This is a genomic window from Rhizobium sp. LCM 4573, from assembly GCF_001854865.1.
Taxonomy (GTDB): domain Bacteria; phylum Pseudomonadota; class Alphaproteobacteria; order Rhizobiales; family Rhizobiaceae; genus Neorhizobium.
This window is the reverse complement of record NZ_MDDW01000029.1, coordinates 282942-295993: the sequence shown is the minus strand read 5'-3', so window position 1 is coordinate 295993 and position 13052 is coordinate 282942. Positions and strand designations below refer to the sequence as shown.

Sequence of the window (13052 nt, the reverse complement as noted above, 5' to 3'; positions counted from 1 at the left end):
ACATCAAGAGACACCGGGCACATCCTCCAGCCGATACCAGACCGGGATGCCGCGCTCGGTAGCGATCCGGACGTCGTTATCAGCCCCCTTGGACTCTCCCGGCAGGCGCAGCACGCCCTCGCAAAGCTGGAGCAAGCGCCCGGCGACAGGATGAAAAATCTCCTCGTAAAGGTCATCCCCCACTTCGACGCCACCCGCCGCATGCCAGACCGGCAGCGCCACCCATTCTCCGATCATCGGCACATGGCCGGCCTTGAACAGCGCATAGGACGGCGCCTCCAGCCGCTTCAGGTTCTCCGCCATCTTCTTCGGATCGTCCCCCGTGCCCGAACGATAGGGGCCAGCAATCAAGATCAACATCTTCGTTTCTCCAAACCAAACTGCACTCATGACAGAATGCACGAATTTGCATGAAATTCTTTACATTTTCGGCAAATTCAGGCACATTCATGCTTATTCACGCAGTTTCGTGCAGAGTCAAGATATGCTGACCAGTCAACGCAAGGACCTCATTCTCGACATGCTGCGCCGGGAGGGGCAGGTCATCGCAAAACGGGCCGCGGAAGAATTCTCGCTTTCCGAGGACACGATCCGGCGGGATCTGAGAGAGATGGCCGCCGAGGGCCTGCTTCGACGCGTCCATGGCGGAGCGATGCCCATATCGCCAGCCCTGCCCGATTTCTCCGCCCGGCGGGCGATTTCTTCGGAGGTGAAACAGAGGTTTGGCGCGGCGGCGGCAGGCATGGTGAAGCCCGGCCAATTGATCTTTCTGGACGGCGGCACCTCGACGGCGGAAATCGCGCGTGCGCTACCCCGCAGCTTCGCCTTCACGGTGGCAACCCACAGCCCGACGATCGCCGCCGAACYCGAGCATCATCCGACGGCAGAGGTCATTCTGATCGGCGGGCGTCTCTACAAACATTCCATGGTGGCTGTTGGCGCGATGTCCATCAGCCAGATTTCGCTGATCCGGCCGGATATCTTCTTCCTGGGCGCTACCGCCATCCACCCTTCGCGCGGGCTTTCCACCGGCGATCTGGAGGAAGCGGCGGTCAAGCGTCACATCGCCTCGCGCGCCGCCGAGACATTCGTGCTGGTGACGGAAGAAAAGCTGGATGCCTCTTCGCCCTGCACGATCATGTCGATTGCCGATCTGGCGGGCATGATCGTTCAAAGCGGGCTCGGCGAAGAGCGTCTGGCGCCCTATCGCGCCCTCGAACTCGATATCATCGAAGCCTAAGCGAAGAGCGCATCGGTGACACGAACGTCGCCGACATGGATGCCGTTCCAGTTCTTCATGGAGCGGTTGGCCATGCCCAGCAGCTTCTGCTGAACCTCGCCGCCCTTTTCGAAATATCGGGAAATCAGCGCGAAGATCATGGCTTCCGCAGCGCGCGTCGTGCCGTCCTCGCATTTGACTGCCATGGCGAGGCCCTCATCGGGAAGGGCAGCGACGAAGACGCCCTCGGCACCGGTCTTGGCGAAAATCCTGCCGGGTGCGACCTCCATCAGCCGCGTGCAGGCCCGCTTGGTGCCGGCAACATAGAAAGGCTCCGCCATGCAGGCATCGATCAGCCGCCGGGAGGCTTTCGCGCGTTCCGGGGCAAGCCCGTTGCCGGTCAGCATCTTCGCGAAACCGTGGGCAAGCCCTTGCAGGGGAACCGCATAGGTGGGGATCGAACAGCCGTCCGTGCCGCAATTGTCATGGCCGAGCGCGGCACCCGTCAGGTTTTCCATGACGCCGCGGATCTCCGCCTGCAGCGGATGTTCGTAACCGACATAGCCCTTCACCTCGTATCCGGTATGGACGCAGGTGCAGACAAAGCCGGAATGCTTGCCGGAGCAATTGTTGTGGAGCGCTGTCGGCCTGTCGAGCGTGCGGGCCTGGTGGATCAGCGTCTCCTGGTCCGAGGACCAATGCGCCCCGCATTCGAGCGCGGCGACATCCCGACCGGCACGGGCGAGCATGGCGGAAGCGGTGGCGACATGCTCGTCCTCACCGGAATGCGAGGAGCAGGCAAGCGCCAGTTCCTTGCGGCCTAAGCCATAGGTATCCGCCGCGCCGCTTTCGACGAGCGGCAGCGCCTGCATGGCCTTGCAGGCGGAACGGGGAAAGACGCCCGCTTCCGCCTCTCCAAAGGAGAAGACCACCTTGCCGTCGCCATCCACCACCACGCCAAGCCCGCGGTGGCGGCTTTCCACGAGATTGCCTCTGGTCACTTCCACGGTAACGGGGTTTTGCATGGTCCGGTCCTGAAATTGCTGCTTTCTTTCCTCCATAGAGCAACCGGACGGGACTTGCACGGGGCACTTGGGTTGAAATCGATAAAACGGCTGTTTCTCATCATCTTCATCATCTACCTGCTGCCTACCTTCGCCTCCGCCGGCTGGTGGGCCATGCAGGACAGGCCCATGCGCTGGAGCGAGGCACGATGGTCCTCGGCCGGCATCCTGCCCGAGGCTTCGGCCAGCGAGGAGGCGGCGGTCTACATCTTTTCCGCCGCCACAGGCGGGCTCAAGGGCGCCGTGGCCAGCCATGCCTGGATCGTGACGAAGGAAAAGGGTGCCGCGAGCTATACACGCTATGACAAGGTGGGCTGGGGCTCGCCGATCCGCCTCAACCATCGGCCGGCGGACGCCTATTGGTATTCCAATCCGCCACAGCTCGTTACCTCGGTGACGGGCGCGCAGGCGGAGCTGCTGATCCCGAAAATCGAGGGCGCGATCGCCGCCTATCCCTATGCCGAACCCGGCGGCTATACGATCTGGCCGGGGCCGAACTCCAACACTTTCGTGGCCTACGTGCTGCGCACGGTGCCGGAGCTCGATGCCGTTCTACCGCCGCATGCGGTGGGAAGGGATTATCTGCCCGACGGTGACTTCGTGCATATCGACAGCGACTGGCGCGATCTGCACGTGACGGTTCGGGGATTGGCGGGTTTTTCCATCGGCATGCGCAGCGGCTTCGAGGTACACTTCCTCGGCCTCGTGGCCGGGCTGGACTTCGCCGATCCCGGCATCAAGATACCGGCACTTGGGCGTATTGGCGTTTGAGGTCTCGACATGCGCAAGAGCTTCACCACCGTTCTCGGGCGTGACGGCCCGGGGTTCTTCATCATCCTGCCGTTCGATCCGAAGCCGATCTTCGGAAAGGTGCGCGCACCGGTGAAGGTGACGGTCAATGGCTATACCTATCGCAGCACCGTTTCGGCCATGGGCGGAATGTTCTGCCTTCCGTTGCGCAAGAGCCATCGCGAGGTGGCGGGCGTTAAAGATCAGGAAGAGTTACAGGTGACGCTCGAACTGGACACTGAGGAGCGCACGGTGGAGACGCCGAAAGAACTGGCTGAGGCACTGGAGCGCGCGGGCTGCCGGGGCGCCTGGGAGCGCCTGAGCTACACGCAGCGGCGGGAAGATGCAGAGGCCGTCATCGAAGCGAAGCGGCCCGAGACGCGCGTACGGCGGATCAAAAAGATCGTTGAGAGAATGAAGCCGGTGTGATCCGGAAAAAGGAAAAGGGCCGCGCGAGGCGACCCTTCCATGAGTTTCGGTCCGGTTGAACGAACCCGGGCCGTTTAAAAAACGTCCCGAAGGAGGATGGGGTTCAGAGCGAGGGCTGCCCCGCCGAAACCTTCACCTTTCCACTGTCCGTTACGCAAACCGCAATCTCACTAGACATTGGATCACCTCCTTTCGTTACGTTGATGATGAGATTAAGTTAGGGACGCATATCCGAGTCTGCAAGGCACGTTATGTAAACAAGGGCAGATCTAATTGAGTTGCGCGAGGTCCGAAGCCGCGTAGAATCCGCACCGCTTTCCCAACTTCGCTATCTCAGCTTTAGCACGATCTTGCCTATATGGGTGCTCGTCTCCATCAGGCGATGAGCCTCTACGACCTCATCAAAGGGCAGGATCGTGTGAATGACCGAAGCCACCTTGCCCTCCTCCAGAAGCGGCCAGACCTCGGAGAGCAGGTCGTCGCGGATGGCGCGCTTTTCCTCCGCCGTGCGGGGGCGCATGGTGGAACCGGTGACGGTGAGGCGCTTGACCATGATCGGCGTGAGGTTCGCCTTTTCCACTGTAGGCCCGCCGAGAAAGGCGATGATCGAGAGGCAGCCGTCCTTGGCGAGCACGTTCAAGTTCTTCTCGAAATAGGCGCCGCCGATCATGTCCAGCACCACGTCCACGCCCTTGCCGCCGGTCACTTCCTTGATGACGGCGGCGAAATCCTCCGTTTTGTAATTGATGCCGCGCGACGCGCCGAGCTTTTCGCAGGCCCCGCATTTCTCCTCAGAGCCCGCCGTCGCGTAGACCGTGGCGCCGAAGGCCCTGGCAAGCTGGATTGCGGTCGTGCCGATGCCGCTCGTGCCGCCATGGATGAGCACGCTTTCGCCTTCCGTCAGCGCCGCCATCTGGAAGAGGTTTGCCCAGACGGTGAAGAAGGTTTCCGGCAGCGCGGCGGCCTTGACCGCATCATAGCCCTTCGGCCAGGGAAGCGCCTGGCCCTCCGGAACAGCGCAATATTCGGCATAGGCGCCGCCATTGGCGAGTGCGCAGACCTTGTCGCCCGGTTTGAAACCGTTCACCCCTTCGCCGAGTGCAATCACTTCGCCGGCAATTTCCAGCCCAAGGATTGGGCTTGCATCCTTCGGCGGCGGATAGGTGCCCTGCCGCTGCGCCACGTCAGGCCGGTTGACGCCCGCCGCCTCGACCCGAACCAGGATTTCGCCGGGCCGCGGCCGGGGCACCGGTCCGGTGGCGATGGTCATGACGTCCGGCGCTCCGAAAGACGGCAGATCGATGAAACGCATTTCAGCGGGAAGCGACATGGGAGACTCCTTTCGGTGACAGCCCACAGACTTAGGCCAGTCCCCGGAGGATAAAAAGACGACCCCTTGGCAGACGGGTCAATTTGTCTCGCCGAAAGTGGCGAAGACCAGTCCGCTTTCGCTCGCCTTGGCCTGCGCTTTCACGGCTGCGATCTTCGCGCCGATCCGGCCGACATCATCGAGCAGCAGCCCCTGCGGCAATTCCAATACCCCCATCGAGCAGCGCAACAGCGGAAAGTCGCGCTCCATGCCTGAGCGATCATGACCGCGAATCTTGCCGGCCGCTCTTTCCTCCGGCGAATAGAGTTCGACGACATCGGCGTGGAAGTCGCTAAGCAGCCGCTCCAGGATTTCGGTGATTTCGTCCCGCGTCCAGTCGCTTACGCCGATGAAGAAATCATCGCCGCCGACATGCCCCAGGAAATCGCCTTCGGAGAAGAAATAGCGCTTCATCAGCGCGGCGAAGAGCGTGATCGCATGATCGCCGGCGTGAAAACCGTAGTGATCGTTGAACGGTTTGAAATTGTCGAAATCGCAATAACAGAAGAACCTCGTCTGCTCGTCGTCGCGGCCGGCCTCCTGCATGAAGTCGCGGATGGCGCGGTTGCCCGGCAGGCCGGTCAGGGGGTTCTGGTCCTGGGCGATCTTCAACTGCTTTTCGTTGATGACCTTGATGAGCGAGGCGGCGGAGACCACGCCGGCATAGCGCATGTTTTCCGTCAGGATCACGCAGGCGCTGTTGTCCATGCTGGCGAAGAGGCTCATCAGCWCCTCTGCATCCGCATCCAGCCCCATGATCGGCGCCGGATCGACGAAGTGCGAGATGGTCCGCTCGTAGACCTTGTTCTTCAGAAGATCACGGCCGAAGGGCTGATAGATGTATTCCTTCAGGTGATATTCGTTGATGACGCCGCGCGGCTCGCCATTGGCGTTCAAAACGGGGAAGAAAGCCTGACGCGGGTTCTTCCGGAAGAGCTCGAACACCTTGTCGATGCTCTCGTTTTCGTAGACGCTCGGCAGATGCTCGATCTGGCGGCGGATGAGGATTTCATCGAGCGACTGGCTGGAGCGCAGCCGGCCGATATCGGCCAGATGCGGAAAGGAAGGCTGCAGTTCCGCCGGAAATGTCGTGGGCCGGGCGATGAAATAGCCCTGCACCAGATCGACGCCATATTCCCGGCAGGCCACGAATTCCTGCTCGGTCTCGATGCCCTCGGCAATCACCCGGATTCCAAGGACGTGAGCGATGTTGACGATATTCTTGACGAGATGCCGTTTGCGGGGGCTTCTGTCGATGCCGGCGACGAAATGCCGGTCGATCTTGAGGTAGTCCACCGGGTAGTCGCAGAGCAGCTTCATCTCGCCGTGACCGACGCCGAAATCGTCTATCGCGAGCTTGAAGCCCGCCTTGCGCATATGCGTCACCAGATTGGCGAATTCCGGAACGCTGGTGTTGTCGAAGCGCTCGGAGAATTCGAAGCAGACCGAAGACGGCGGTATCGCCGATTTTCGAAGGCTTTGCAGAACCTTGTCGATGAAATACTCGCCGTGGCGGATGAGCCGGACATCCAGATTGAGAAAGAGCGTCGCGGAGGAGAAATCCGGCAGCGCGGCGAACTTGGCAAGCGCCCGGTTTGCCAGCATCTGCTCGAGCGGGAGAAGCTGACCGGCATCCTGGGCCTGATCGAGAAGTTCCGGCGGCGAGGAAAAGCCGATCCGCTCATGTCCGCGCAATAGCGATTCATAGCCGAAGACCGAACCCGTGCCCATTTCGACGATCGGCTGGAAGGCGTTTTCCAGAACCAGCTTCGCGAGCGTGACGAGCTGATCATTGGCATAACGCCTCAGAATACCCGGCTCGAGGATTGCGGCGGACGACATAACTACTCCACGCGGTACGCAAGACACGGGCGCGAAGCTCACAGCAATTCGTCAAAAATCCCTTTCCCTTCAATGACACTTCCATGAAGGTTTGATGACGGAGGCGAGCGCCTCCGTCCCGTGCAACCAAGGCTATCGATTAGGCTTCCTTGGCGCGGGCAGCCAGTGCCAGCGCGATCAGCGCCCAGCCCTGCATGATGAGGTCGATGGCCAGGAATAGGCCGAGAACCCAGAGGCTGTTCACCGGCCATCCGAGCGCGATCACCAGGCCGGCGATCACCGTGACGATACCCGCGGTGATTACCCAGCCAGCGCCCTTCATCGGCCGCATGCGGAAGCCGATCCAGATGCGGAAGCCGCCGGCGACAATCATGGCGACCGCCATGAAGAAGGTGAAGACCACCGCAGTCAGCGCCGGGTTCCAGAAGGCAAGCAGGCCCGCGATCGTATAGAGCAGGCCGCTCAGGCCCCAATAAAGCCAATCCCGCCAGCCGCCCTTCGACTGGAAGGCATGGATGAACTGCGCGGCACCACCGATCAGCATCATCATGCCGATGTAGAAGACGGAAGCTACCGTCGCCACGAACAGATTGGCGAACGCGATGATACCGAACACAAGAAGAAGAATTCCGAGAGCGAGAAACCAGCCCCACTTGTCGCGCACCGTGCCGACCGACGGCGTATCCAGACCCAAAGTCATGACCGAACTCCTTTTCCCCAGGGGCTTCCAAGCCCATGCAGAATATCTGGAGCCGGCATGGCAGACGTCAACGGCGCGCTTTTACGACAGGATGGTTCGCAAACTTCGCTTGATCGGCGCAGCAATCGAAAATAACTCAGTCTCGAAGCCGTAATCCGCTTTCCGGGAACCGATTCCGCCATGGCCAAGCCGAATATCCTCATCATCATGGTCGATCAGCTCAACGGGAAACTGTTCCCTGACGGGCCTGCGGAATGGTTGCACGCCCCGCATATGAAGGCGCTTGCCGCCCGCTCTGCCCGGTTTTCCAACAACTACACTTCATCGCCGCTCTGCGCGCCGGCGCGTGCCTCCTTCATGGCCGGGCAGTTGCCGAGCCGCACGCGCGTCTACGACAACGCCGCCGAATACGTCTCCTCGATCCCGACCTATGCGCATCATCTGCGTCGCGCCGGCTATTACACCGCGCTTTCCGGCAAGATGCATTTCGTGGGACCCGACCAGCTCCACGGCTTCGAGGAGCGGCTGACGACCGATATCTACCCGGCCGATTTCGGCTGGACGCCGGATTATCGCAAGCCGGGCAAGCGGATAGACTGGTGGTATCACAATCTCGGCTCGGTCACCGGCGCAGGCGTCGCCGAGATCACCAACCAGATGGAATATGACGACGAGGTCGCCTTCCTCGCCAACCAGAAACTCTACCAGCTTTCCCGCGAGAACGACGATGCGGACCGCCGGCCGTGGTGCCTCACCGTCTCCTTCACCCATCCGCACGACCCTTATGTGGCGCGGCGGAAGTTTTGGGATCTCTACGAGAACTGCGAGCACCTGGCTCCGGAGGTCGGTGAAATTCCGCTCGAAAAGCAGGACCCGCATTCGCAGCGGATCATCTTTTCCTGCGACTACAAGAATTTCGACGTGACGGAAGAGGACATCCGCCGCTCGCGCCGGGCCTATTTCGCCAACATCTCCTATCTCGACGAGAAGGTGGGCGAACTCATCGATACACTGACGCGCACGCGGATGCTGGAGAATACCTTCATCCTGTTCTGCTCCGACCACGGCGACATGCTGGGCGAGCGGGGCCTGTGGTTCAAGATGAACTTCTTCGAGGGCTCGGCCCGCGTGCCGCTGATGATCGCCGGCCCCGGCATTGCGCCGGCCCTGCATCCGGCGCCGGTCTCCAATCTCGACCTGACTCCAACCCTTTGCGACCTCGCCGGCATTTCCATGGAGGAGATCGAGCCCTGGACGGACGGCGAAAGCCTGAAGCCCATGATGAATGGCCAGGCGCGCACAAGCCCGGTGCTGATGGAATATGCCGCCGAAGCCTCCTACGCGCCGCTCGTTTGCATCCGCGAGGGCAAATGGAAATACATCCATTGCGAACTCGACCCCGAACAGCTTTACGATCTGGAGGCCGACCCCAAGGAACTCACGAACCTTGCCGGCGATCCGGCGCATGCGGCAACCCTTGAAGCCTTCCGTCAGATGCGCGCCGCTCATTGGGACATGGCCGCCTTCGACGCGGCAGTGCGTGAAAGCCAGGCGCGCCGCTGGGTGGTCTACGAAGCGCTCAGGAACGGCGCCTATTACCCGTGGGATCACCAGCCTCTGCAAAAGGCTTCCGAGCGCTATATGCGCAACCATATGAACCTCGACAATCTCGAGGAATCGAAGCGCTATCCAAGAGGCGAATGAGATGAAAGCCCAGCCGATCGCCAGCCACTTCATCGACGGCGAATATGTCGAGGACGAAGACGGCGCCGTCATCGAAAGCCTCTATCCGGCGACGGGCGAGGTGATCGCCCGGCTGCATGCGGCAACCCCCGCGATCATCGAAAAGGCAATTGCGGCGGCGAAACGTGCCCAGCCGGCATGGGCCGCAATGAGCCCGACGGCGCGCGGCCGTATCCTGAAACGCGCCGCAGAGATCATGCGCGAGAGGAACCGCGAGCTTTCCGAGCTTGAGACGCTCGACACCGGCAAGCCGATCCAGGAAACGATCGTCGCCGACCCCACCTCGGGCGCTGACAGTTTCGAATTCTTCGGGGGTGTGATCGCCGCCGGCATGAACGGCAGCTATATCCCGCTCGGCTCTGACTTCGCCTATACCAAGCGCGTGCCGCTCGGGGTCTGCGTCGGCATCGGCGCCTGGAACTATCCGCAGCAGATCGCCTGCTGGAAAGGCGCGCCGGCGCTCGCAGCCGGCAATGCCATGGTTTTCAAGCCCTCCGAGAATACGCCGCTCGGGGCGCTGAAGATTGCGGAAATCCTGCACGAAGCCGGCTTGCCCAAGGGGCTTTACAACGTCATCCAGGGGGACCGGAATACCGGACCGCTGCTCGTCAATCATCCGGACGTGGCGAAGGTTTCGCTCACCGGCTCGGTGCCGACCGGCCGCAAGGTGGCGGCGGCAGCCGCCGGCAGCCTCAAGCATGTGACGATGGAGCTCGGCGGAAAATCGCCGCTGATCGTCTTCGAGGACGCCGATCTCGAGAGTGCGATCGGCGGCGCGATGCTCGGCAATTTCTATTCGACCGGCCAGGTCTGCTCCAACGGCACGCGTGTCTTCGTGCAGCGGAAGATCAAGGATCAATTCCTCTCCCGTCTCAAGGAGCGGACGGAGAAGATCATTATCGGCGATCCGATGGACGAGGCGACACAGCTCGGCCCCATGGTCTCCTTCGACCAACGGCAGAAGGTGCTTTCCTATATCGACAAGGGCAAGGCGGAGGGCGCGACGCTGATCACCGGCGGCGGCATCCCCAACCACGTGACTTCAAACAACGGCTCGGGCGAAGGCTATTACGTGCAGCCGACGGTCTTCGCCGACGTGACGGACGACATGGTGATCGCCCGCGAGGAAATTTTCGGGCCGGTGATGTGCGTGCTCGATTTCGACGACGAGGCGGAAGTGATCGCGCGGGCCAATGCGACCGAATTCGGCCTCTCGGCAGGCGTCTTCACAGCGGATCTTTCGCGCGGTCATCGTGTCGTGGACCAGCTTGAAGCAGGCACCCTGTGGATCAACACCTACAATCTCTGCCCGGTGGAAATCCCCTTCGGGGGCTCGAAGCAATCGGGCTTCGGGCGGGAAAATTCGCTCGCGGCGCTGGAGCACTATTCGGAGCTGAAGACGGTCTATGTGGGCATGGGCAAGGTCGAGGCGCCGTATTGAACTAGTCCCCTCCCCAACCGCTCCCCACAAGGGGGAGGGGCAAGAGCGCGCCGCATCCCGCACCGAACTCACTACCCCAGCAGGATGATGGCTGGCTAAAGTGGAGCGGCAGGTTAAACCCCTCCCCCTTGTGGGGAGCGGTTGGGGAGGGGAAATCTATCTCGGAGATATTCATGCAGGCAGATTTCGTCATCATCGGTTCAGGATCCGCCGGCTCGGCGATGACCTACCGTCTGTCAGAGGACGGCAGGCATTCGGTGATCGTCATCGAGGCCGGCGGCTCGGATTTCGGGCCGTTCATCCAGATGCCCGRCGCACTCGCCTGGCCGATGAGCATGAAGCGTTACAACTGGGGCTATCTTTCCGAGCCCGAGCCGAACCTCAACAACCGCCGCATCACCGCACCGCGCGGCAAGGTGATCGGCGGCTCCTCCTCCATCAACGGCCTCGTCTATGTCCGCGGCCATGCGGAGGACTATAACCGCTGGGAAGAACTCGGCGCGACCGGCTGGGCCTATGCGGACGTGCTGCCCTATTTCAAGCGAATGGAGCATAGCCACGGCGGCGAGGAAGGCTGGCGCGGCACGGACGGGCCGCTGCATGTCAGACGCGGGCCGGTGAAGAACCCGCTCTTCCACGCCTTCATCCAGGCCGGCAGCCAAGCCGGTTTCGAGATGACCGAGGATTACAACGGCTCGAAACAGGAAGGCTTCGGGCTGATGGAGCAGACCATCCATCACGGCCGGCGCTGGTCCGCCGCCAATGCCTATCTGAAACCGGCGCTGAAACGGCCGAATGTCGATCTCGTCTACGGCTTCGCCAACCGGATCGTCATCGAGAACGGCCGGGCCGTCGGCGTGGAGATCGAGCGGCGCGGACGGCCCGAGATCATCCGCGCCAATCGCGAGGTGATCGTTTCGGCCTCCGCATTCAACTCCCCGAAGCTGCTGATGCTTTCCGGCATCGGCCCGGCCGAGCATCTGAAGCGGATGGGGATCGAGGTGAAGGCAGACCGGCCGGGCGTCGGAGCCAATCTGCAGGACCATATGGAATTCTATTTCCAGCAGGTCTCCACCAAGCCGGTGTCGCTCTATTCCTGGCTCCCCTGGTTCTGGCAGGGCGTGGCGGGAGCGCAATGGCTGCTTTCAAAGGGCGGGCTCGGCGCCTCCAACCAGTTCGAAGCCTGCGCCTTCCTGCGCTCCCAGGCCGGGCTGAAGCAGCCGGACATCCAGTATCATTTCCTGCCGGTGGCGATCTCCTATGACGGCAAGGCCGCGGCGAAAAGCCATGGTTTCCAGGCGCATGTCGGCTACAACCTCTCGAAATCGCGCGGCTCGGTAACGCTGCGCTCGCCCGATCCGAAGGCCGATCCGGTGCTCCGGTTCAACTATATGAGCCATCCGGAGGATTGGGAGAAATTCCGCCACTGCGTGCGGCTGACGCGCGAAATCTTCAGCCAGAAAGCCTTCGACCAGTATCGAGGACCGGAAATCCAGCCGGGTGAAAAGGTGCAATCCGACGAGGAGATCGATGCCTTTCTGCGGGAGCATCTGGAAAGCGCCTATCACCCCTGCGGCACCTGCCGCATGGGTCGAGCCGACGACCCGCTCGCCGTTGTCGATCCGGAATGCCGGGTGATCGGCGTCGAGGGCCTGCGTGTCGCGGACAGTTCGATCTTCCCGCACGTGACCTACGGCAACCTCAACGGTCCCTCGATCATGACCGGCGAGAAAGCCTCGGATCACATTCTTGGCAGGCAGCCGCTGCCGCGCAGCAATCAGGAACCTTGGGTCAATCCGCGCGCGGCGGTGAGCGATCGGTGATCAGTGATGTAGCATGTAAGGAATTCGAATACCTGGAAGATTGGCCGGAAAATCCTTCGTATTCCTCGTAACGAGCAACATGGAATGGACGTCCGCACTTGCCCAGATGATCGCATCCGGCAGCTTCACCTTATATCGTTGACGAAGGAGTAYGGCGCGTTCGGCAACAGCTTCATCTATGGCTATGATGTGAAAGCTGTCGAGAAAGTCACGGGTTGCCGATGCCACTTCGGGCTTAGCGCCGATCAGCACCTCCATCCACGTGATGATACTGATGCACCTGTGTTCGTATCGCGCAAGTTCTTCACGCGCTTCAGGAATGGCATTCAGATAATCGATAACGATGTTCGTGTCGAATAGGGCCTTCACCATTCGCCACGGATCTCTTCCTGAAACTTCAAGCCGTCGATGCCACTCGTTCCCCAAAGACCAAAGGCTTCCGCCTGCTTTTCCTTGGCATTGCGTCGAAGATATTCGCGAACCGCAGCGCGAATAAGGGAGGCGCGCGAAACGTTCTCTTCCTTCGCCAAGCGGTCGAGCGCTTCAAGATCGGCTTCGCCGAGATCCACCAGTGTTCGCATGATGAACTCCGATATATGATATCGGCGACATATATCACACACTTTCCATCAC

Annotated in this window: 13 protein-coding genes; 6 read left to right on the top strand and 7 right to left on the bottom strand. The window is 61.3% G+C overall.

Annotated features, from left to right (window positions below; genetic code table 11):
• Window positions 1–3: 3 nt before the first annotated feature.
• Window positions 4–360, bottom strand: coding sequence for a DUF4406 domain-containing protein (locus LCM4573_RS25985; RefSeq protein ID WP_071009478.1), 357 nt, complete (start codon window positions 358–360; stop codon window positions 4–6).
• A gap of 124 nt (window positions 361–484) precedes the next feature.
• Here LCM4573_RS25985 and LCM4573_RS25980 point away from each other — a divergent pair, with 124 nt between their 5' ends.
• Window positions 485–1240, top strand: a complete 756-nt coding sequence (locus LCM4573_RS25980; protein WP_071009595.1) for a DeoR/GlpR family DNA-binding transcription regulator — start codon at window positions 485–487, stop codon at window positions 1238–1240.
• Here LCM4573_RS25980 and LCM4573_RS25975 read toward each other — a convergent pair.
• The gene (locus LCM4573_RS25975) at window positions 1237–2244 is read right to left on the bottom strand and encodes an asparaginase (RefSeq protein WP_071009477.1); all 1008 of its coding nucleotides are present in this window, start codon (window positions 2242–2244) and stop codon (window positions 1237–1239) included. The two genes, LCM4573_RS25980 and LCM4573_RS25975, sit on opposite strands and share 4 nt — an antisense overlap.
• Window positions 2245–2316: 72 nt before the next feature.
• Between LCM4573_RS25975 and LCM4573_RS25970 the strand changes: the two genes are divergently transcribed.
• Window positions 2317–3054, top strand: a complete 738-nt coding sequence (locus tag LCM4573_RS25970; RefSeq protein WP_071009476.1) for a DUF3750 domain-containing protein — start codon at window positions 2317–2319, stop codon at window positions 3052–3054.
• A 9-nt stretch (window positions 3055–3063) separates the two neighbouring features.
• Window positions 3064–3501, top strand: coding sequence for a YdeI/OmpD-associated family protein (locus tag LCM4573_RS25965; RefSeq protein ID WP_071009475.1), 438 nt, complete (start codon window positions 3064–3066; stop codon window positions 3499–3501).
• Window positions 3502–3829: 328 nt separating this feature from the next.
• Here the strand turns inward: LCM4573_RS25965 and LCM4573_RS25960 are convergent, their stop codons facing one another.
• The 3 genes from LCM4573_RS25960 to LCM4573_RS25950 all read right to left on the bottom strand — a co-directional run bounded on the left by LCM4573_RS25960 (window position 3830) and on the right by LCM4573_RS25950 (window position 7412).
• Window positions 3830–4831, bottom strand: coding sequence for an NAD(P)H-quinone oxidoreductase (locus LCM4573_RS25960; RefSeq protein WP_071009474.1), 1002 nt, complete (start codon window positions 4829–4831; stop codon window positions 3830–3832).
• A 78-nt stretch (window positions 4832–4909) separates the two neighbouring features.
• On the bottom strand, window positions 4910–6712 hold the full coding sequence (locus LCM4573_RS25955; protein ID WP_071009473.1) for a bifunctional diguanylate cyclase/phosphodiesterase: 1803 nt from the start codon (window positions 6710–6712) through the stop codon (window positions 4910–4912).
• Window positions 6713–6851: 139 nt separating this feature from the next.
• A complete protein-coding gene (locus LCM4573_RS25950) occupies window positions 6852–7412 on the bottom strand; it encodes an HdeD family acid-resistance protein (protein ID WP_071009472.1) in 561 nt (186 codons plus the stop codon).
• Between the two features lie 180 nt (window positions 7413–7592).
• Between LCM4573_RS25950 and betC the strand changes: the two genes are divergently transcribed.
• The 3 genes from betC to betA all read left to right on the top strand — a co-directional run bounded on the left by betC (window position 7593) and on the right by betA (window position 12419).
• Complete coding sequence (gene betC, locus LCM4573_RS25945) at window positions 7593–9116, top strand: choline-sulfatase (protein ID WP_071009471.1); 1524 nt, start codon at window positions 7593–7595, stop codon at window positions 9114–9116.
• 1 nt (window position 9117) lies between these two features.
• On the top strand, window positions 9118–10596 hold the full coding sequence (gene betB, locus LCM4573_RS25940; protein ID WP_071009470.1) for a betaine-aldehyde dehydrogenase: 1479 nt from the start codon (window positions 9118–9120) through the stop codon (window positions 10594–10596).
• A gap of 173 nt (window positions 10597–10769) precedes the next feature.
• On the top strand, window positions 10770–12419 hold the full coding sequence (gene betA / locus LCM4573_RS25935) for a choline dehydrogenase (RefSeq protein ID WP_071009469.1): 1650 nt from the start codon (window positions 10770–10772) through the stop codon (window positions 12417–12419).
• On the opposite strand, the gene LCM4573_RS25930 is transcribed toward betA, so the two are convergent.
• Together LCM4573_RS25930 and LCM4573_RS25925 are read right to left on the bottom strand one after the other, a co-directional pair.
• Entirely contained in the window at window positions 12420–12791 is a 372-nt protein-coding gene (locus LCM4573_RS25930; protein WP_071009468.1) for a type II toxin-antitoxin system VapC family toxin, read from the bottom strand.
• The gene (locus LCM4573_RS25925) at window positions 12785–13000 is read right to left on the bottom strand and encodes a CopG family transcriptional regulator (RefSeq protein WP_071009467.1); all 216 of its coding nucleotides are present in this window, start codon (window positions 12998–13000) and stop codon (window positions 12785–12787) included. The genes LCM4573_RS25930 and LCM4573_RS25925 overlap by 7 nt, the downstream gene beginning before the upstream one ends.
• Window positions 13001–13052 lie beyond the last annotated feature (52 nt).

What these genes read in the sequence shown, in the direction of transcription:
- LCM4573_RS25985 (WP_071009478.1), bottom strand. Translation starts at nt 360, where the DNA reads ATGTTGATCTTGATTGCTGGCCCCTATCGTTCGGGCACGGGGGACGAT.
- LCM4573_RS25975 (WP_071009477.1), bottom strand. Translation starts at nt 2,244, where the DNA reads ATGCAAAACCCCGTTACCGTGGAAGTGACCAGAGGCAATCTCGTGGAA.
- LCM4573_RS25965 (WP_071009475.1), top strand. Translation starts at nt 3,064, where the DNA reads ATGCGCAAGAGCTTCACCACCGTTCTCGGGCGTGACGGCCCGGGGTTC.
- LCM4573_RS25960 (WP_071009474.1), bottom strand. Translation starts at nt 4,831, where the DNA reads ATGTCGCTTCCCGCTGAAATGCGTTTCATCGATCTGCCGTCTTTCGGA.
- LCM4573_RS25950 (WP_071009472.1), bottom strand. Translation starts at nt 7,412, where the DNA reads ATGACTTTGGGTCTGGATACGCCGTCGGTCGGCACGGTGCGCGACAAG.
- betC (WP_071009471.1), top strand. Translation starts at nt 7,593, where the DNA reads ATGGCCAAGCCGAATATCCTCATCATCATGGTCGATCAGCTCAACGGG.
- betB (WP_071009470.1), top strand. Translation starts at nt 9,118, where the DNA reads ATGAAAGCCCAGCCGATCGCCAGCCACTTCATCGACGGCGAATATGTC.
- LCM4573_RS25925 (WP_071009467.1), bottom strand. Translation starts at nt 13,000, where the DNA reads ATGCGAACACTGGTGGATCTCGGCGAAGCCGATCTTGAAGCGCTCGAC.